Consider the following 20,210-nt stretch of genomic DNA (forward strand, 5'->3'; position numbering starts at 1 on the left):
TGTTAACGATCACGGTGCCGTTGGACGCCTGGGTGCCCAGGGCCCAGATATTACCGCCGTCAGCCGAAGGCGTGTCGTTGCCGGCCAGGGTGCCGTTAAGCACCTGGTCTTCAGTCGCTTGCACCGTATCGGCTACCGCTACCGGCAGGTCATTTACAGCAGCCACATTGACGGTGACCGTTGCGGTGCTGACGTCGCCATTGGCGTCGGTAAGGCTATAGGTAAAGCTATCCGCACCGTTGTAGTTGGCGTTGGGGGTGTAGGTGAAAGTGCCGTCGGCATTCACCACGACGATGCCGTTGGACGCCTGGGTGCCCAGGGCCCAGACGTTACCGCCATCGGCGGACGGGGTGTCGTTGCCGGCCAGATTACCGTTCAACACCTGATCTTCGGTGGCCTGGACGCTGTCCGCTACTGCTACGGGCAGATCATTGACCGGAGCCACATTGACCGTCACGGTCGCGGTGCTGATATCGCCATTGGCGTCGGTAAGGCTATAGGTAAAGCTATCCGCACCGTTGTAGTTGGCGTTGGGGGTGTAGGTGAAGGTGCCGTCACTGTTAACGATCACGGTGCCGTTACTGGCTTGCGTGCCCAGGGCCCAGATGTTGCCGCCATCGGCGGACGGGGTGTCGTTGGTTGCCAGGGAGCCGTTAAGCACCTGGTCTTCGGTGGCTTGGAGGGTATCGGCCACCGCCACTGGCAGGTCGTTCGGCGGAGTGCCTGGATTAACAGTCACGGTGACCGTGCTGCTGGCGGTGCCGCCTTTGCCGTCGCTGACGCTGTAGGTGATGGTGTCGTTGCCGGTAAAGCCGGTGCTGGGTGTATAGCTCAGGGTGCCGTTGGGGTTGACCACCACCGTGCCGGTGGCCGCACTGGCGCCGGTCACGGTCAGGGTGTCGCCATCGGGGTCGCTGTCGTTGTTCAGCACATTGACGGTCACTGGTGTGTTTTCGTCAGTGCTGGCGCTGTCGGCCACGGCGGACGGTGGAGTATTGGTCACAACCGGCGGTAGGCCTGGGTTCACCACAATGGTGACTGTCGCTGTGCTGACGTCACCGTCGGCGTCGGTAAGGTTATAGGTGAAACTGTCCGACCCGGAAAAATTCGGGTTCGGGGTGTAGCTAAAGGTGCCGTTGGGATTGACCACCACCGTGCCGTTGGCCGCCGAAGTGTTCAGCGTCCAAAGATTGCCGCCATCTGCCGACGGATTGTCATTGCCCGCCAGGTTGCCAGACACGATCTGCGCCTGGGTGGCCTGCACCGCATCGTCGACCGCCACCGGTGTATCGTCCTGAGCGCCGACATTCAGGGTCACGGTGGCGATGCTGACATCGCCGCTGGCGTCGGTCAGCGTATAGGTAAAGCTGTCCGTCCCATTGAAGTTGGGGTTCGGGCTGTAGCTGAAGGTGCCGTCGGGGTTGACCACCACAGTGCCGTTGGCGGCCGGTGTGTTCAATGCCCAGCGATTGCCACCATCCACCGAAGGGCGGTCGTTGCCTGCCAGGGTACCGCTGAATACTTGGTCTTCCAGCAGTTGTACGTTGTCATTGACGGCCAGCGGCACATCGTTGGCCGGGTTGACCGTGACAGTGACCTGGCTTTGGGTTACCCCGCCTTGGCCGTCGCTGATGGACAGCGTAAAGCTGTCATCGCCGTTGAAGTCGGCATTCGGGGTATAGATAAAGCCGCCGGTGCTGGTGTCGAGTTGCAGCGTGCCATTGCTTGGCGCACCGACCAAGGCATAACTGAGGCTGTCGCCGTCGGCGTCACTGGCCAGGACTCGACCCGCGATCGCCAGGTCTTCGTCGGTCACCAGGCTTTGGTCCGCGGCGGTCGGCGCGGTGTTGGCGGCCTGAACCGCAGGGTCGGCGCCATCGCGTTCGTCGCTGCTTTCACTGGCGAAGGCCAGGCCTTCGGTCTCGTAGCCGATAGTCGGGTCGACGTTGCCGGCGGTGGCATCCAGCAGCACGAAGCTGTTACTGCCTCCGCCATTGCCAGCACCGCCACCACCTGCACCCGGGCCTGCCGCCGTCGGGGCAAGGGTGGCCGTCGGGTCGGCGCCGGCGGCAATGGCGGCCTGGGTCTGTGCGACGCTTTGCAGCGTGTCTGCCGTCGGAGGCGTGACCCCTTGGCTGTCCTCGGAGGCGGACCATTGGCTGTCGCGTCCCAGGTCGAGGGTGCGGCCATCGGCCAGCTCGACGCTGATCATGCTGTCGGCGCCGGTGACGACCTGCTCGCCCAGGAAAATGCGATCACCCTCGATCAGCAGGCGCCGGATGCCTTCGGCCGATACCGCGAACACCTGACCGATTATGCTTTTGACGATCCCGACGACCTGATTCATGGGTGGCGCTCCGAGGGCAAATGCTGAATGTCCCTACTGCGGATAAATGCAGCTCAGGCCAGTGAATTTTGATGCGCAACCAAGACTAGACGATTCCAACCTAAAGAAAGGTTGACGTCAAAATTATGTCTTTTTATCGCTTCACGTAATAAAGGGTCAAAGTCTTGACCTGTTAACTTATATCCTAAACAATCACCTCGGCAATGTCACTTCGACATCACTGGGCGCAGCGAAGCGCCTGATATACGGTCATCGCGGAATTTTCTTTGCCCCAGGCTCCGTTGCATCCCATATGGGACTACCTTGTGCGAGGCCAATCGGCCAGACGATTGCGCCAGGCATACGGGTGGACTCGGACCGCTCAACCCGGGTTGCCTACGGACGTCCGGAAGCATGCATAGGCGCGATTGCGAGCAACGTCCACAAACACACTTGTCGGCATGGCTGAAACAGACCTGAATTACCACAAGGAACCTGAGTATGCGTTTTCGTTTTTTGTCATTGTTGCCTTTCGCGTTGTCCTTCAGTGTTCAAACCCATGCACAGAACCTGCAAGCCGCTATCCAAAAGGCTCTGGACACCCATCCTGAAATCCAGGCGGGCATGCACAGCCGTCTGGCCGCCGATCAACAACTCAAGGCTGCCCGTGGCGGCTACCTGCCGAAAGTGGACGTACTCGCCGGTTACGGGCGCGAAGGCACCGATGACACCTCCACTCGTGCCGCCGGTGGCAGCGATCATTGGCAGAACCTCAATCGCAGCGAATCGAGCATTCGTCTGCAGCAGATGGTCTTCGATGGTTTCGCCACGGCCAGTGAGGTGGGGCGTCAGGAAGCCACGGTCAATGCCCGGGCGTTCAGCCTGAAAGGCACCGCCGAACGCACCGCGCTGGACGTGGTCCAGGTGTACCTGGACGTGCTTAAGCGCGACGAACTGGTGCGCCTGGCGCAAGACAACCTGAGCAGCCACGAGCGGATTTACGATCAGATCACCTTGCGCAGCGAGCGGGGTGTGGGCCGCCTGGCCGACCTCGATCAGGCCGAAGCCCGTCTGGCCCAGGCCAAGAACAACCTGATCACCGAGCAGACCAACCTGGCGGACGCCCGCACCAACTATTTCAGCGTGGTCGGAGAGGAAGCCGATCAATTGGAGCCTCCGGCAGGCCTGGCAGGGCAGTTACCGGAAAGCCTGGCGGACGCGCGTCGTGAACTGCTCGAGAACAGTCCGGTGCTGCGTTCGGCCGAATCCGATGTGGTCGCCACCGAGCAGCAGTACGATGCGGCGAAATCGACCTTCTATCCCCGCTTCGACGCCGAGTTGTCACGCAACGCCGACAACAACATTGATGGGGTCGATGCACACTCCAACGAGTGGCAGGCCATGCTGCGCATGCGTTACAACCTCTTCAGCGGCGGCAGCAACAAAGCCGATCTGGAAGCCAAGTCCTACCAGATCAACGAGGCGCTGGATATTCGCAACAATGCGCTACGGACCCTCAACGAGGAACTGGGCCTGGCCTGGAACGCACTGGGCAATGCCCGCCAGCAGGTGCCGGTGGCTCGGCAATATGCCGACTACAGTGTTCGGGTACGCAACGGTTACCAGAAGCAGTTCAGCCTCAGCGAGCGCACCTTGCTCGACGTACTGGACAGTGAAAACGAGCTGTTTACCGCTCAGCGGCGCCTGACCGAATTGACCTACCTGGAGCTGTTCACCCAGTATCGTATCAAGGCGGTGACCGGTGCACTGCTCAAGAGCCAGTCGGTGGTCGCGCCGCTGGCCTCCAATGCAATGAGCGAGGTTCGCACCCGGGTGGCCTTGCCAGGACTGAAGTGAGCCAATGAGTTTGCCGCCCGACACAGAAGGTCTCGCGCCCAGTCCCCTGGATCCCACGCCCAATGTAGAGCGCAATGATCCGCGCGGCTGGCATGACGATCCCCTGCTGGACAGCTTGCTGATGCTCTGTGCGCTGCACGGCAAGGCGGCCAGCCGTGCCTTGCTGACGGCTGGCCTGCCGCTTCCCGAGCAACGCTTGAGTGCCGAACTGCTGCCGCGCGCCGCGGAGCGGGTGGGGCTGCAGGGGCGCCTGATGAAACGGGTGCTGGCCCGTATCCCGCAGATCGCCATGCCGGCGTTATTGCTGTTGCGCGACGGCCGTTGTGCGCTGTTGCTGGGCTGGGACGAGGCGGGCCTGGCGCGCCTGATGCCCAGCGAGACCGAAGGCGGTGAGGTGCGGGTTTCCCGTGCGACCCTGGAGCAGGATTACGCGGGGCTGGTGTTCTTCGCCCAACCGCGCCATCGCTTCGATTTGGGGCATCAGCGGCTGATACCCCGGACCCAGGCCTGGTTCCGCGACACGCTGAAGCTCTCGCGCTGGTTGTACGCCGATGCCGTGGCGGCCAGCCTGCTGATCAACCTTATCGCGCTGGCTACACCATTGTTCGTGATGAACGTCTATGACCGGGTGGTACCCAACCAGGCCGAAGCAACACTCTGGGTGCTGGCCCTGGGTATTTCCGGGGCCTTTATCTTCGACCTGATTTTGAAAACCTTACGGGCGCTGTGCCTCGACCTGGCCGGCAAGAAAACTGACCTGATCGTTTCCGCCACCTTGTTCGAACGGATCATCGGCATGGACATGCGCGGTCGACCGGCACGGGTCGGCAACTTTGCGCAGAACATCCACGAGTTCCAGGCGCTACGCGACTTCCTCTCGTCGTTGACCCTGACCAGCCTGATCGACCTGCCGTTCACACTGCTGATCCTGGTGGTGATCGGGGTACTCGGCGGGCCACTGGTGTGGGTCGCGGTGCTGGCTTTCCCGTTGACCCTGCTGCTCAGCTGGGCATTACAAAAACCCCTGGCCGAGACCATCAATCGCACCCTGGTACTGGCCGGCGAGCGCCAGTCGACGCTGATCGAAACCCTGGGCGGACTGGACGCGGTCAAGGTGAACAACGCCGAGAGCGAGCGTCAGCACCTGTGGGAACAGACCATCGGCACCCTCAGCCGCCTGGAATTGCGTGCCAAGCTGCTGTCCACCCTGGCGATGAACCTGACCCAGCTGCTGCAGCAAATGGCCGGGGTGGTGGTGATAGTGGTCGGGGTTTACCTGATCCTGGACAGCGAGCTGAGCGTCGGCGGCCTGATCGCCTGCTATATGCTCACCAGTCGGGCGCTGGCGCCGCTGGGCCAGCTGTCGGGCCTGGTCACCCGCTACCAGCAGGCGCGCCTGACCATGGTCAACGTGGACCAGATGATGGGCCTGCCGCAGGAGCGCCATCAGGACAAACAGCCGCTCAAGCGCCAGAGCCTGCAAGGCTCGGTGGAGCTGCGTGGGGTCGACTTCAGCTACCCCGGGCAACCCATGGCCTCGCTCAACGATATCAATATCGCCATCCGCCCCGGCGAGAAGATCGGCATAGTCGGCCGCAGCGGTTCAGGCAAGAGCTCTCTGGCCAAGTTGCTGGTCGGGCTTTACCAGCCCAGCGCCGGCAGCGTGTTGGTGGACGATGTCGATATCCGCCAGATGGATGTTTCGGACCTGCGGCACAACATCGGCTATGTGCCCCAGGATATCCAGCTGTTCAGCGGCACCCTGCGTGACAACCTGGTGACTGGCGCGCGTTATGTCGAGGATGAAACCGTGCTGCGCGCCGCCGAACTGGCCGGCGTGCACGAGTTCGTTCGCCTGCATCCCCAGGGCTACGATCTGCAGGTGGGCGAGCGCGGCCAGCAGCTGTCCGGCGGCCAGCGGCAGAACGTCGCCCTGGCTCGGGCGTTGCTGCTGGATCCGCCTATCCTGCTGCTGGACGAACCGACCAGCGCCATGGATAACGCCGGTGAGGACCGCCTGAAGCAGCAGCTGTCGCGTTACTTGACCGACAAAACCTTGCTGTTGGTCACCCACCGGGCCTCGATGCTCAGCCTGGTGGATCGACTGGTGATCATCGACAAGGGACGGATCATTGCCGACGGACCCAAGCAGTCGGTCATGGCCGCGCTGAAAAAGGGGCAGGTCAGTGTCCGTGATTAATGCCTTGAAAGCCTATTTCGCCGGCCGCGACGAGCAGAACGCCCAACCCTTGCCCGAGGTCAGCAAGGCGTTGATCGAGGACGCGCCACGGGTGGTGCGCCTGACCATCTGGGCCATGCTCGGGTTTGTGATTTTTCTGTTGGTGTGGGCGCATTTCGCGGTGGTCGAGGAGGTCACTCGCGGCGTGGGCAAGGCCATTCCCTCGACCAAGCTGCAAAAAATCCAGAACCTCGAAGGCGGTATCGTCACCGAGCTGTTCGTCCGCGAGGGGCAGATGGTCGAGGCAGGCGCGCCCTTGCTGCGCCTGGACGATACGCGCTTCGCCTCGAATGTCGGCGAGACCGAGGCCGATCGGCTGTCCTTGCTGCTGCGCATCGAACGCCTCAGTGCCGAGATCGAACAGCGCGAATTGAACGTCCCTGAAGAGCTACGGGCCAAGGCGCCTGGCCTGGCCGACAGCGAGCGGGCGCTGTTCAACAGCCGCCGTCAGCAGTGGCTCGACGAGGTGGCGGGCTTGCAGGAGCAACTGATCCAGCGCCAGCAGGAGCTGCGCGAATTCGCCTCCAACCGCGAGCAGTACCGCAGCAGCCTGGCATTGCTCGACCAGGAAATTCGCATGTCCGAGCCGCTGGTGGCCGAAGGGGCGATTTCCCAGGTCGAGGTGCTGCGGCTCAAGCGTGCTCAGGTGGAGAATCGCGGGCAGTTGCAGGCCATTACCCTGACGATCCCCCGTGCCGAGTCCGCCATCAAGGAAGTCGAACGCAAGATCGACGAAACCCGCGGGCGCTTTCGCAGCGAAGCCTTGACCGAGCTGAACGAGGCCCGTACCGACCTGAGCAAGACCGAGGCCAGCGGCAAGGCGTTGGAGGATCGGGTCAACCGCACGCTGGTCTCATCACCGGTGCGCGGCATCGTCAAGCAGTTGTTGGTCAATACCATCGGCGGCGTGATCCAGCCGGGCAGCGACCTGGTGGAAATCGTGCCGCTGGGCGAAAACCTGCTGGTGGAAGCGCAGATCCGTCCCCAGGACATTGCTTTTCTGCATCCCGGGCAGGAGGCGATGGTGAAGTTCACCGCCTACGATTACACCATCTACGGCGGCTTGTCGGCCAAGCTTGAGCAAATCAGCGCCGATACCACCACGGACGAGGATGGCAACAGCTTCTATCTGATCAAGCTGCGGACCGAAAAAAGCCACCTGGGCACGGCACAGAGCCCCCTGTTGATCATTCCCGGCATGGTCGCTTCGGTGGATATCATCACCGGCAAGAAAAGTATCCTCAGCTATCTACTCAAGCCCATCATTCGCGGCCGTGCCGAGGCGTTGCGCGAGCGCTGAACCGGCGCCGGGACTGTAGAGTTTCTGCACCGCGGAAAAGTCCAGCTGGCCATGACCCTGTTGCAGCAGTTCACCGTAGATACGCAGCGCCAGATTACCCATGGGGGACTGGCTGGCGCTGGCCTGGGCGGCTTCCTGGGCCAGGCCGAGGTCCTTGGCCATCAGCGCCGCCATAAAACCTCCGCTGTAGTCCCGTGAGGCCGGGGCGTTGGCCATCACCCCGGGCCAGGGGTTATAGCGTTCCAGCACCCAGTTACCACCTGAACTCTGGCGCATGATCTCGGCCAGGATCTTCGGCTCCAGGCCATTGGCCACGCCCAGGGCCATGGCTTCGGCAGTGCCGATCATCTGCACGGCCAGCAGTTGGTTGTTGCAGATCTTCGCCACCTGACCCGCGCCGTCGGGGCCGGCATGAAAGATATTGCTGCCCATGATGTCCAGCAACGGTCGCGCGCGGTCCAGTGCCGCGACCTCGCCGCCCACCATAAAGGTCAGGGTCCCGGCGGCGGCCCCGGCCGTGCCCCCGGATACCGGCGCGTCCAGCAATTCGACACCCAGCAGGGCTGCGGCGGCATGCACCGTACGCGCCGAGGCCGGGGCGATGGTGGAACACTCCAGCACCAGGCTGCCGGCCTGGATAAACGCCAGCAGACCATTTTCGCCCAGGTACAGCTCCTCGACATGGCGGCTGGCGGGCAGCATGCTGATCACCACCTCGGCGCCCAGCACAGCGTCACGGGCGTCGGTCGCGGCACGCGCGCCCTCTGCCGCCAGGCTGTCGATGGCGTCGGGCTGCAAATCGAAGACGCTCAGTTCGAAGCCGGCCTTGAGCAGGTTGCGGGCCATGGGCAAGCCCATATGGCCGAGACCGATAAACGCGATGCTTTTCATTGTTGTTTTCCTCGCATAAAGCGTCGATTGAGGGTGGCCTGTACCCTGCAGGCAGGCCGCCGTGGGTGAGCCCAGTGTAGAACCGTGCCTTTCTCGGGCCAGCCGTGGGCGCGCCGGCGCCCGGATTGCGTCAGAGCTCGGCCAAGGGGTGCGGCCCGTCCCAGGTGGGGGCGAAGTGCGCCTCGATCACCGCCTCCGGCAGGCTGGCCACATCCGGCCAGTGCCAGCGCGGGGCATGGTCCTTGTCGATCAGGCGCGCCCGCACCCCTTCGGGGAACTCGGGGTGACGACAGCAGTTCAGGCTCATCGCGTACTCCATGCGAAATACCTCGGCGAGCGACAGGTGGCGGGCGCGATGGATCTGTTGCCAGATCAGGTGCGCGGTCAGCGGGCAGCCTTCGGCCAGGGTCTTGCCGGCGCGAGCCAGCAGGCTGTCCTCACTGCCCTGCAAGGCGGCGAGGGCGCGCCAGGCGCTGGGCAGGTCGGCGACGTCGAGCAGCCTGTCGATCTGCGCCTTGCGCGGCATCCACTGGGCCTCGGGCAGCTGCGGGAGCGCTTCGTGCTCCAGGGCCTTGAGCAGGCTGTTGAGTTGCACGGCGGTCTGCTCCTGCCAGTTCAACTGCACCAGGCCCGCGAGCAAGGCGTCCTGCTGCTCGTCGAGCAGGAAGCGGTCGGCCAGGTCCAGCTGCAGGGCGTCGTTGGCGTTGATCTGGCTGGCGGTCAGTCCCAGAAACAGGCCCATGCGGCCGGGCAGGCGCGCGAGGAACCAGCTGCCACCGACATCCGGATACAGGCCGATATTCATTTCCGGCATCGACAGCCGACTGCTCGGGGTGACGATACGGATCGCGGCACCCTGCATCAGGCCCAGGCCGCCGCCCAACACATAACCATGAGCCCAGCAGATCAGCGGCTTCGGGTAGGTGTGCAGGCGATGGTCGAGGCGGTACTCGTCGGCGAAAAAACGGGTCGCCAAGGCCGGTACTTCGCCAGGTTGCTGCAGGCAATGTTGCGCCAGGGTGCGCACGTCGCCGCCGGCGCAGAAGGCCTTGGCCCCTTCACCGCGCAGCAGCACGCAGACGATGTTCGGGTCCTGGGCCCAGGCCGCCAGCCGCGCATCGAGTGCTTCGATCATCGGCAGGCTGAGGGCATTCAGGCTCTGCGGCGCGGCCAGGCTGGCGATGCCGACCCGGAAGCCATTGGCGCAGGGGATTTCTTCAAAGGTGACGTTCATTGGCAACCCCGAATCGGACGGACGGACGGACGCGGCGCACGCGCGCCGCCAGCTACTTGTTGCGCCACTGTGGGTCGCGTTTTTCCAGAAAGGCATTGACCCCCTCGCGGGTGTCGTCGGCATCGAACAGGTCGACGAAACATTCCCGCTCGCGGGGCAGCCAGCTATTGGGGCCACGCTCGCGCGCACCTTGCAGCAGCGGTTTGATGGTGCGTACCGCCACCGGGCTCTGGCGCGCGACCTTGGCCGCCAGCAACAGGGCATGGCCGCGCGCTTCGCCGCTGTCGACCACCTGTTCGACCAGACCGATGCGCAACGCGGTTTCGGCGTCGACCCGTTCGCCACAGAGGATCATGCGTTTGGCCCAGCCTTCGCCAATCAGCCAGGGTAAGGCCTGGGTGCCGCCGGCACAGGGCAGCAGTCCGACCGTGGCTTCCGGCAGGGCCATCTGGGCCTGGCGTTCGGCGATGCGAATGTCGCACGCCAGGGCGCATTCCAGGCCGCCGCCCATGGCGTAGCCGTTGATGGCGGCGATCGAGACGCCGCGAAAATCGCGCAGGGCCTCGAAGGCTTCGCCGAAGCGCTGGGCCATTTCCCGGGCGCGGGCCTTGTCGCCATCGGCGAACAGGTTGAGGTCGGCCCCGGCGCTGAAAAACTTGCCGCCCTGGCCGGTGATCACCAGGGCATAGATTTCATCGTCACGGTTGAGGTGTTCGACCAGTTGCTTGAGGCCGATCAGCGAGTCGCGGTCCCAGGTGTTGGCCGGTGGATGATCGATGGTCAGCAGGGCGGTGTGCCCGTGTTTCTCCACCGTCAGTTTGTGGGTCAGGTCGAACAGACCGGGCTGATAGGCTTCCACGGCGTGGCTCATAAGGGTCCTCTTTGGCGGCGGGCGCAGCGATTGGATAGGTACATCAGCGTCTACAGCAGCCGATCGAGCATGCCGCCTTGGTCCAGCAGGCGGCGGGCGATAATCACCCGCATGATTTCATTGGTGCCCTCGAGGATCTGGTGCACGCGGCTGTCGCGCACCCAGCGCTCGAGTGGGTAATCATTCAGATAGCCGTAACCGCCATGAAGTTGCAGGGCTTCGTTGCACAGCTCAAAACATTGGTCGGTGGCGAAGCGTTTGGCCATGGCGCAGTACAGGCTGGCTTCCGGGTGCTGGTGATCGACCTTGTGCGCCGCCAGGCGCACCATCTGCCGGCTGGCGGTCAGTTGGGTGAGCATGTCCGCCAGCTTGAACTGCAAGGCCTGGAAGCTGGCCAGCGGCTTGCCGAATTGCTTGCGCTCCTCGACGTAGCGCAGGGACTGTTCCAGGGCCGCCTGGGCGGCACCCAGGGAGCAACTGGCGATATTGATGCGGCCGCCGTCCAGGCCCTTCATCGCATAGACAAACCCCTGTCCCGCTGGGCCGATGCGATTGCCGGCGGGAATACGCACGCCTTCGAAGGTGATGGAGCGGGTGGGCTGGGCGCGCCAGCCCATCTTCAGTTCGTTGCGGCCGTATTTGACCCCGGGCGCGTCGGCCGGTACCAGGAAGCAGGAGATGCCCTTGGCCCCCTCGTCGCCGGTACGGGCCATGACGATCAGCACATCGGTCGAGCCGGCGCCGGAAATGAAACACTTGCTGCCGTCGATGACGTAGTGGTCATCCTCCAGGCGTGCCCGGGTACGCAGGTGCGCGGCGTCGGAGCCGGCATCTGGCTCGGTCAGGCAGTAGGACGCCAGCAGCTCGCCGCTGATCAGGCGCGGCAGCCAGCTGTCCTTGAGCGCCTGGTCGGCGAAGCTGGCAAGCATCCAGCTGGCCATGTTGTGAATGGTCAGGAACGCGGTGGTGGCCACGCAGCCGGCCGACAGCTGTTCGAAGATCAGCGAGGCCGACAGGCGCGACAGCCCGAGGCCACCGTCGGCTTCGTCGATATAGAGCGCCAGATACCCCTGGTCGGCAGCCTGGCGGATCACCTCCAGCGGAAAGTGGTGGTCGCGGTCCCAGTCGGCGGCATGGGGCGCCAGCTCACGGGTGGCAAACGCCCTGGCACTGTCGACGAGCAGGCGTTGTTCATCACTGAGTTCGAAGTTCATAAACCCTCACTGTAATAAGGTGGATTTCGCGGCGGCACGGCGTTCGCTATGCCATTCGTCCAGACTGGGTGCGGCCTGGGCGCCTTCCATACGATCGACTATTTCAAAATAGTCCTGCTTGAACGGGTCTTTCATCACTTCGCCGCGGGGTTTGACCTTCACCGCGTAGACGGTCTGCACGTTCTGGTGGTCGAACGCTCGCCATTCCTGGCGGCCCTTGAGCAGGCTGTAGCTGTGGCCTTCCAGCGCCTTGATCAGGGCTTCGCTGTCCAGGCTGTTGCTGCGCTTCGCCGCGTCGGCCCATTGGTAGACGATGCTGTAGGCAGAGGCGGCGGAGCTGGAGGGGTAGCCCTGGTAACGCTCGCTGTAGTTTTTCACGAAGGCCTGGCCCTCGGTCGATTTTTCCAGGGCCGGTACGCGCCAAGTCCAGGGTTCGGTGCCGATCACGCCGGCCATCAGGCCGGGGCCAGCCTGCTCGATGATGCTTTGCGTAAGGTTCGGCGCCACGATCTGCAGGCGTTTGTTCAGCCCGAGTTTCTCGGCGATGCCCATGGCGCGCACCAAGTCCTCGCCGAACAGCACCAGCACCAGCACATCGGCCTGGCTGTTCGCGGCCTGATCCAGCGCCTGCTGAAAATCCGCCAGGTGCGCGCCAGGGAAGGGCACCTTGAGCCCCGGATGGCGACTGCTGTCCTGGCTGTGGGTGGTCTGGCGCAACGAGCTTTCGGTGGTGGTGCCCCAGGTATAGTCGGCGGTGACGTAAAAGTAGTTTTTATTCGGCAGGGTCTTGTTCAGGTACTGGCCAAGCACGCGGGCGCTCATCCAGGCGTTGTTGCACTCGCGGAACATGTAGCGGTGGCCGTCCTTGCCGGTGGTGTCGTTGGAATAGGTCAGGGTGCCGAAGTACAGCAGGCCACGCTCTTTGGCGCGGTTGCCGGCGGCGATGGCCACCGCGCTGGAGGCGCCGCCAAAGAGCATGACCGCGCCTTCATCGGCCAGTTTGTCGACATTGCGCACGGCTTTTTCCGGGCGCGAGGCGCTGTCGCGGCTGGCCAGCCGCAGCGGCCGGCCGAGCACGCCGCCCTGGGCATTGAGCTCGTCGATGGCTAGCAGCGCACCGCGCATCTGGGCCACGCCTTCCTCCTTGTAGTTACCGGTGCGCGGGTAATTGAGGCCCAGGGTAATAGGCTCGGCAGCCAGGGCACCGGCGTTCAAACCGAGCCAGAGAACCAGGGCCAGGGTCTGTCGTTTCATGGGTGCTCTCCTTGTTGTTTTTGGAAAGGAGAACTTGTACGCCGCCGCGCCGCGCTGCGGCATCCTCTTTTGGTCGTACTGTGCGTCTTGTCGCACCTCGATTCCGTCAGCGCTGGCGTCACGGGCTTATTTCAACTGGATAGTCATGTTCGGTCCGCTGACTGGGGCATCGTCGAACCAGCGGCTGGTCACCGTTTTAGTCTCGCTGTAGAAACGCACCGCCTGTTTGCCATAGGCATGCAGGTCGCCATAGAAGGAGCCCTTCCAGCCGGTGAAGGAGAAGAACGGCAACGGCACTGGAATCGGCACGTTGATGCCGACCTGGCCCACTTCCACTGCATGCTGGAACTGCCGCGCCGCGCCGCCGGAGCGGGTAAACAGGCTGGTGCCGTTGCCGTAGGGGTTGTTGTTGACCAAAGCGATGGCCTGTTCCAGCGTCTCCACTTCCAGACAGATCAGTACCGGGCCGAAGATTTCCTCGCGATACAGGCTCATGGTCGGGGTCACGCCCCGGAACAAGGTCGGGCCCAGCCAGTTGCCGTCCGGATAGCCAGCCACGGTGCAATGGGAACCGTCCACCAGGCACTCGGCGCCTTCGGCCTTGCCGGCGGCAATCAAGTGCAGCACGCGCTGTTTGGCCTGCGGGCTGATCAATGGCCCATAGGCCGCCTGGGGATCCTGCCAGTGACCCGGGCGCAGTTCGGCCATCTGGCTGGCCAGTTCGTCGATCCAGGCGCGCGAGTCGCCGACGAAGACCGCGGTGCTGATCGCCATGCAGCGCTGGCCTGCGGCGCCGCAGCTGGCACCGATCAGGTTGCTCAGCACTTGGTCCTTGTGCGCGTCGGGCATGATCACCATGTGATTCTTGGCTCCGGCAAAGGCCTGCACCCGCTTCAGGTGGGCGGTGCCGGTGCGGTAGACATGCTGGCCGACCGGGACCGAACCGACGAAGGAAATGGCACGGATATCCGGATGGGTCAGCAGCGCATCCACTTGTTCGCGCGCGCCGTGCAGGACCTGCAGCACCCCCGCGGGCGCGCCGGCCTCGATAAACAGTTCGGCCAGGCGGTTGGGTGTCAGTGGGTCCTGCTCTGAGGGCTTGAGGATAAAGGTGTTGCCGCAGGCGATGGCCAGCGGAAACATCCACAGTGGAATCATCGCCGGAAAGTTGAAGGGGGTGATACCCACGCATACGCCCAAGGGTTGCATCCAACTGGCGGTGTCGATTTCACGGGCGACGTTCTCCATGGTCTCGCCCATCATCAGGCTGGCCACGTTCGCCGCGTGCTCGACCACCTCGATGCCACGCCAGACGTCGCCTTTGGCATCGGCCAGGGTTTTGCCGGTTTCCCGGGCGAGGATCTCGGCCAGCTCGTCATGGTGCTCCTTGAGCAGGTGCTGGTAGCGCAGCATCAACCGCGCACGCTCGGAAATCGGTACTTCACGCCAGCTGAGGAAGGCGTTCTTGGCACTGGCGATGGCCGCTTCGATTTCTTCAGGGGTGGCTTTCGGCGCCCGCGCCAACACGTGCTGGGTGGCGGGGTCGGTCACGTCGATCCATTCCCGCGAGCGGCTTTCGCTCCACTCACCGTTGATCAATTGCGGCAGTACCTTGGTCATCGCACCCTCCGTTCGCTGGGTTTTTATCGTTTATACCGGTTGGCCGCGCTGCTGTGGATTGACGATCTTGGTCAGTGGATGGATTATCTTGTGATTTAGTGCTTGGTCATCCATGCTCGCTGCCGCCCCTCAATTGCTGTCTATTAGCCAGTAGGCTGTGCATGCCGAGGTTGTACGGCCGGGTGACTTCGCCCAGGTGTTACCCTGGGATGGAGAAATGCCATAAGCGAATCGGTGGAAACCTCCAACTGGCCCTTGCCACCCCAAGGCGTGCGCTTTATCACAGCGCCGCTGTTGCGCCGTGACTTGTCGCAGCATCCGGTGGCGGCCGGCTGTTACCCCCTGGCCTTGGGCTTCTACCCCGAGGCGGTGGGTCATCGTATGCACCGCCCGGCGCCCGAGGATCATCTGCTGCTCTATTGTCGCGCCGGCCAGGGCTGGGTGCAGACCGACGAGGGGCGACTGCAGATCGGGGGCGGCGACCTGGTGCTGCTGCCCAAGGGCCGCGCCCATGCCTACGGCGCGGACCCCGACTCACCCTGGACGCTGTACTGGGTGCATTTCGCGGGCACACTGTGCGACGTCCTGTTGCAGCCGCTGGGCCGTGGGCCGCGCTGGCGGATCGGTGTGCTGCCACGGCTGCTGGCTGAATTCGATGCCCTGCTCGGGGTGCGCCGCCAAGGGCTGTCGTTACCGCATTTCATCCATGCCGCCCTGCAGTTGCAGACCTTGCTGGCGTCCCTGGCGGTGCTGCCGGTCAGGGCGCAGCTCAAGTCTGGACGCAGCCTGGATGTGCAGGCGGTGCAGGCGGTGATGCGTGCCCATCTGCATGGTGCGCTGAACCTGGATCAACTGGCGGCGCAGTTCAACTTGTCGCGGTTCCACTTCGCCAAGACTTACCGCGACCTGACCGGGCAAGCGCCGATTCAGGCTTTTATCCAGCTGAAAATGGCCCATGCCTGCCGCCTGCTGGACGAAGGCGGTCAGGCGGTCCGGCAGGTCGCCGAGCAGCTGGGGTATGAGGATGTCTATTACTTCTCCCGGCTGTTCCGTCAGGTCGTCGGCATGGCGCCCAGCCATTACCGGGCCTTGCACCGGGGATAGTGGCTGAAGGGGGGCCATCAGTGGAGTCTGGCTGAATACATCGACCTGCTGGTAATCGAACTGGCTCATGGGCGATGGACTGGCGGTGAAAAATGAGTGCCAACAGGCGCATGCCCGTTCAGTGCATGCACATGAATGCACGGTGCCCAGGCGCGGCTGCGAACGTGCTAGGGCCTGTGGAGATTGTGCGCACGGCTGCGCCTTTGACTAGTGTCCACAGGCCCTGAACGGTCGTGATTCTGCTGCTGGACAAAGCCAGGCGGGCTCGCGCATCGTGTCGTGGTTCAACCTGGCCAGGACCTGTGATCCATGAATCCCGATACCCTGCTGGCGTACACGGCCGTTGCCGCCCTGGCCATTCTCAGTCCCGGACCGGCCATGCTGCTGGCCTTGCGCAACGGCATGAGTTTTGGCGTGCGCTCGGTGGTCTGGTCATCCCTGGGCAATATATCGGCGCTCTTCTGTTTGTCCGCCGCTGCCATGCTGGGGTTGGGCTTGCTGCTCAAGTCGTCGGCGTTGCTGTTTGGCCTGGTGAAAATTCTCGGTGCGCTGTACCTGTTTTACATCGGTTGGCGACATTTGTTCGGGCGCGCCTCGGTGTTGGGTCACAACCCTGAGCCTGAGGCCGTGCCGCGGGTGCCCAGCCGCTATCGGTTGTTTCGCGAAGCCTTTCTGATTGCGGCCTTCAACCCCAAACCCATCTTGTTTTTCACCGCGCTGTTTCCCCAGTTCATTCAGGCGCAATCGCCGTTGATGCCGCAGTTTTTTGCCCTGACGGGCATTTTTATGGGGCTGTCCTTTGTTACCTTGCTTGGTTATGCCTCGGTTGCCGCGCGGGCTCGCCGTCTGTTGCGGCGCGGGTCTTTCAGCACTTGGTTGAACCGCGCGGTAGGGACGGTGTTTATCTCTTTTGGGGTCGGCTTGCTGACCCTGCGCCGCACATTCGGTTGAGGTGGGCAGGTCGTCCCGCCGCTATTTTTGTTCGATCCTCGAGGAGCCCTGCATGATTCCGCTTTTCTGGTACCGCTGGTTATTGGCTGCCATCGTCGGCGTGATGCTGTTCGGCCTGAGCATGCTACTGACCCCCAGTCTGATCCGGCAGTTTTTCAGCCTGCTGCTGTATGCCACGCCAGGGGCCATCGAGAGCCGTTTTGGCGGCGATGCCAATGCCTATATCCAACTGCTGCACGCCATACTGGGCGCGGTGTTGTTCGGTTGGGGCCTGGCCATGCTGCTGATCCTGAGGGGGCCGTTTCGTCGCGGCGACTCCTTTGCCTGGACGCTGCTAGCGCTGCCGTTGTTGGCCTGGTACCTGCCCGATACATTGTTCTCGATCGCCAGTGGGTTCTGGCAAAACGCGGTCTTCAATACCGCATTCGCCCTGCTGTTCGGCGTGCCGCTGGCCGCCACCCGTCGCCACTTCAGGCTAACGGCGCCACCCTTGGCGGCGGCCCCGGCCCCATAACGACTCGATTGGCGGCCACTGCTGGGCCGCGGCCCGGCATGGCCAGCGGCGCCATGGGGCCTGGACGCTTATCCAAAGTATTGGCTGCACGGACAGGATCCTCGTCTATGCTCCTGCCGCGCCTTCGGGTGCACGGAAGCCAGACCCCCTTACCCAGGGTGTCTCACTGGACTCCAGGCAGGGAGTAGCCACGCGGCCTGGTCGACCCGCAAGGGGCCGACGGGTTTGCCAACGCAGGCTGATAAAGGCTGCTGCGTGCTTGGATACGGACATCACCTCAAAAAGGTTATCAAGGATGCTTACAAGAAAGCCGTACTCGTTTTTCCTCGCCCTGATCGGTTCCCTGTTCTTCGCCTCTGTCAGCCAGGCCGCGCCGGACCCTTCGGACGGCATACTGGAGTACCTGCAGTCCGTGCCCGGCATGGAAGTCGAGGAACTGCGAAACCCGCCCACCGACTATCGCTACCTGCTGTTGCGTTACGAGCAGCCGATCGATCACCGCAACCCGTCCCGTGGGACCTTCAAGCAACGCATGGTCCTGCTGCACAGGTCGGCCGCGGCCCCGATGGTGCTGGCCACCAACGGTTACGATATCCCGGTCAATACCTATCGTTACGCCCTGACCCGGGTATTGGGTGCCAGCCAGCTGAAGGTCGAACACCGCTATTTCGCCGAGTCGACCCCAGTGCCCCAGGACTGGCGCTACCTGACCATTGAGCAGGCGGCCGCCGACCATCACCGTATCGTCCAGGCAATTCGTCCCTTCTACAGCGGTAAATGGATTTCCAGCGGCGCGAGCAAAGGCGGCATGACCGCCATGTACCACCGGCGTTTCTACCCCAATGACGTCGATGGCACCCTGGCCAACGTGGCCCCGCAAAGTTTCGGCCGCCTGGACGTACGCTACTCGCTGTTCCAGGAAAACGTCGGCTCCGCGGCCTGCCGCAATGACCTCAAGCAGTACCAGCGGCAACTGCTGACCCGTCGCGAGACCATGAAGGCCTATATCCAGAACTACGCGGTCGAAAACAGCAAGACCTTCAGCATGCCGCTGGACCGGGTGCTGGATCTCACCGTCGGTGAGCTGTACTTCCAGTTCTTCCAGTATGGCGACCTGGCCAACTGCGCGAAAATTCCCGCCAGTGCCGCCAGCGACAAGGAACTGTTCGACTTCATGGTGGCCTGGGGACCGTTATCGTCCATGGACGACGCAGGTCTGCTGCAATACGAGCCCTACTTCTATCAGGCGATTACTCAGCTCGGCTATCCGAGCCTGCTGACCCAGCACCTGCGCGACCTGTTGAAGTACGATCCGAACGATTACAGCGCCTATGTACGCGCCTGGCCGCGCCAGCGCTTCGACCATAATGCGATGTGGGACATCGCCTACTTCGTCGCCCAGGCGACCACCAACACCATGATGATCTATGGCGACATCGATCCCTGGACGGCCGCGGCGTTTTTCATGCCCAATTCCACCGCGCGCAACACCCGGACCTTTATGGTCGCTGGTGGCAACCATGGCGCCGACCTGCCGGCGTTGAACGAGCAGGACCGGCAGCAGGCCTACGGCATGCTGGAGCAATGGACCGGGGTCAAGCCTATTGCCCCGCCGATGATGCTCAAGCCCGAGTCGATTGGCGAGGAGTCCGAAGAGTTCCGTCTGCGTCGACCGCTCTAAAGCCTTACCGTCCGCACCGGAGTCACTCCGGTGCGGCGTCTATTCCCCGCCCGTCCGAGCGGACGTCTGGGTCAGCATAAAATCGATCAAACGGCGGGCTGCCGCGGACAGTTGCCGGTGCGGCGCGTAGAGGATCGAGAAGGGCCGCGAGCCACCCTCGAGCTGCGGCAGCACGCGTACCAGCCTGCCCTGGCGAATCCGCTCGGCGACGATAAATTCATAGGTCTGGCAGATGCCGAGCCCCGCCTCGGCCAGCGAGACCGTGGCCAATACATCGTCGAAAACCTGCACGGCGCCACCGGGCAGCCACTGCACCGCCTGTTCGCCCTCACCGAACAGCCAGGGAGCGACCTTGCCGGTGCTGGGCATTACAAAGGGCAGGCAGGCATGCTCGGCCAGGGCGGCCAGGTCCCCGGGCATACCGGCGCGCGCCAGATACGCCGGTGCCGCGACCAGGCACAGCGGTGCGTCCTCCAGCCGACGTCCCACCAGGCCGCTGTCGGGCAAGGCGCCGAGGCGGATCGCCAGGTCGACGCCTTCGTCCACCAGATCGACATTGCGATTGCTGATGCTGACGTCCAGGCGAATCCGCGGGTACTCCAGGGTAAAGTGGGCGAGCAGCGCTGGCAGCCGATAGTGACCGTAAGTGGTCGGTACGCTCAGGCGCACACGGCCGCTGAGTTGCCCCTCCTGGCCCTGGATTTGTCGTTCGGCCGCCTCGATCAGCGAGAACGCGGTGCGGGCCTGCTCCAGGTACAGCTGGCCGGCGTCCGTCAGGCTGAGACGGCGTGTGGTCCGCCGCAACAACTGGGTACCCAGACGGGCTTCCAGCCGGGTGATGGCCCGGCTGAGCACCGACGCGGTGGTCGCCAGTGCCACCGCGGCCGCGCTCAGCGAGCCTTTTTCCACGGCAGCAAGAAAGGCCTCGATATCGCCCAAGTGATCGAATCGTCGCGTCATCTTGGCCTCTGGAGAATAAGTGATTTGCAATTAACTGAGTTTATAGCCGTAAAAGCGGTAAATACACTGGGCCCTGGTCACGCACACGCCATGGTGAGTTCACCGTCATTCCCGCGAAGGCGGGAATCCGGGGCCTGCATGGTGACTGGGTGCTGGCTAAATGAAGCTGGAAACACCTTACCCGCTATCAAGGA

General features: G+C 63.3%; 15 protein-coding genes. 7 read left to right on the forward strand and 8 right to left on the reverse strand.

Annotation, left to right across the window (positions count from 1 at the left end; all coding sequences use genetic code 11):
* Positions 1 to 2,347: retention module-containing protein (locus ABWY06_RS22455; protein ID WP_353927811.1), on the reverse strand; the 2,347-nt coding region annotated here is incomplete at its 3' end.
* 480 nt (positions 2,348 to 2,827) lie between these two features.
* On the opposite strand from ABWY06_RS22455, the gene ABWY06_RS22460 reads away from it, so the two are divergent.
* Genes ABWY06_RS22460 through ABWY06_RS22470 form a run of 3 tightly spaced genes read left to right on the forward strand, consistent with a single transcriptional unit; the run spans position 2,828 to position 7,722 of the window.
* Complete coding sequence (locus tag ABWY06_RS22460; protein ID WP_353927812.1) at positions 2,828 to 4,183, forward strand: TolC family outer membrane protein; 1,356 nt, start codon at positions 2,828 to 2,830, stop codon at positions 4,181 to 4,183.
* 4 nt (positions 4,184 to 4,187) lie between these two features.
* Entirely contained in the window at positions 4,188 to 6,383 is a 2,196-nt protein-coding gene (locus ABWY06_RS22465; protein WP_353927813.1) for a type I secretion system permease/ATPase, read from the forward strand.
* A complete protein-coding gene (locus tag ABWY06_RS22470; RefSeq protein WP_353927814.1) occupies positions 6,370 to 7,722 on the forward strand; it encodes an HlyD family type I secretion periplasmic adaptor subunit in 1,353 nt (450 codons plus the stop codon). Before ABWY06_RS22465 ends, ABWY06_RS22470 begins: the two co-directional genes overlap by 14 nt.
* On the opposite strand, the gene mmsB is transcribed toward ABWY06_RS22470, so the two are convergent.
* From mmsB to ABWY06_RS22500, 6 genes are all read right to left on the reverse strand, one after another.
* Positions 7,672 to 8,613, reverse strand: coding sequence for a 3-hydroxyisobutyrate dehydrogenase (mmsB, locus tag ABWY06_RS22475; protein WP_353927815.1), 942 nt, complete (start codon positions 8,611 to 8,613; stop codon positions 7,672 to 7,674). The two genes, ABWY06_RS22470 and mmsB, sit on opposite strands and share 51 nt — an antisense overlap.
* Positions 8,614 to 8,743: 130 nt before the next feature.
* Positions 8,744 to 9,847 (reverse strand): enoyl-CoA hydratase/isomerase DspII, encoded by a 1,104-nt coding sequence (dspII, locus tag ABWY06_RS22480; RefSeq protein WP_353927816.1) that lies wholly within the window; start codon positions 9,845 to 9,847, stop codon positions 8,744 to 8,746.
* A 52-nt stretch (positions 9,848 to 9,899) separates the two neighbouring features.
* Positions 9,900 to 10,718: an enoyl-CoA hydratase gene (locus tag ABWY06_RS22485; RefSeq protein WP_353927817.1), complete on the reverse strand. Its 819-nt coding sequence runs from the start codon at positions 10,716 to 10,718 to the stop codon at positions 9,900 to 9,902.
* A 50-nt stretch (positions 10,719 to 10,768) separates the two neighbouring features.
* Positions 10,769 to 11,932, reverse strand: a complete 1,164-nt coding sequence (locus ABWY06_RS22490; protein WP_353927818.1) for an isobutyryl-CoA dehydrogenase — start codon at positions 11,930 to 11,932, stop codon at positions 10,769 to 10,771.
* A 6-nt stretch (positions 11,933 to 11,938) separates the two neighbouring features.
* A complete protein-coding gene (locus ABWY06_RS22495) occupies positions 11,939 to 13,186 on the reverse strand; it encodes an ABC transporter substrate-binding protein (protein WP_353927819.1) in 1,248 nt (415 codons plus the stop codon).
* A gap of 126 nt (positions 13,187 to 13,312) precedes the next feature.
* Positions 13,313 to 14,806 carry a CoA-acylating methylmalonate-semialdehyde dehydrogenase gene (locus tag ABWY06_RS22500; RefSeq protein ID WP_353927820.1) on the reverse strand — a complete coding sequence of 498 codons (1,494 nt, stop codon included), beginning with the start codon at positions 14,804 to 14,806 and terminating at the stop codon, positions 13,313 to 13,315.
* A 222-nt stretch (positions 14,807 to 15,028) separates the two neighbouring features.
* Between ABWY06_RS22500 and ABWY06_RS22505 the strand changes: the two genes are divergently transcribed.
* The 4 genes from ABWY06_RS22505 (at position 15,029) to ABWY06_RS22520 (ending at position 19,056) form a co-directional block, all read left to right on the forward strand.
* The gene (locus ABWY06_RS22505; protein WP_353927957.1) at positions 15,029 to 15,910 is read left to right on the forward strand and encodes an AraC family transcriptional regulator; all 882 of its coding nucleotides are present in this window, start codon (positions 15,029 to 15,031) and stop codon (positions 15,908 to 15,910) included.
* A gap of 309 nt (positions 15,911 to 16,219) precedes the next feature.
* A complete protein-coding gene (locus tag ABWY06_RS22510) occupies positions 16,220 to 16,861 on the forward strand; it encodes a LysE family translocator (protein WP_353927821.1) in 642 nt (213 codons plus the stop codon).
* Between the two features lie 52 nt (positions 16,862 to 16,913).
* Complete coding sequence (locus ABWY06_RS22515; RefSeq protein ID WP_353927822.1) at positions 16,914 to 17,375, forward strand: hypothetical protein; 462 nt, start codon at positions 16,914 to 16,916, stop codon at positions 17,373 to 17,375.
* Positions 17,376 to 17,670: 295 nt separating this feature from the next.
* Positions 17,671 to 19,056 carry a S28 family serine protease gene (locus ABWY06_RS22520; protein ID WP_353927823.1) on the forward strand — a complete coding sequence of 462 codons (1,386 nt, stop codon included), beginning with the start codon at positions 17,671 to 17,673 and terminating at the stop codon, positions 19,054 to 19,056.
* A gap of 39 nt (positions 19,057 to 19,095) precedes the next feature.
* Here the strand turns inward: ABWY06_RS22520 and ABWY06_RS22525 are convergent, their stop codons facing one another.
* Positions 19,096 to 20,016: a LysR family transcriptional regulator gene (locus tag ABWY06_RS22525; RefSeq protein ID WP_353927824.1), complete on the reverse strand. Its 921-nt coding sequence runs from the start codon at positions 20,014 to 20,016 to the stop codon at positions 19,096 to 19,098.
* Positions 20,017 to 20,210: the final 194 nt, after the last annotated feature.

This window comes from Pseudomonas sp. (genome assembly GCF_040514055.1).
In the GTDB taxonomy this organism is placed as follows: Bacteria; Pseudomonadota; Gammaproteobacteria; order Pseudomonadales; family Pseudomonadaceae; genus Aquipseudomonas.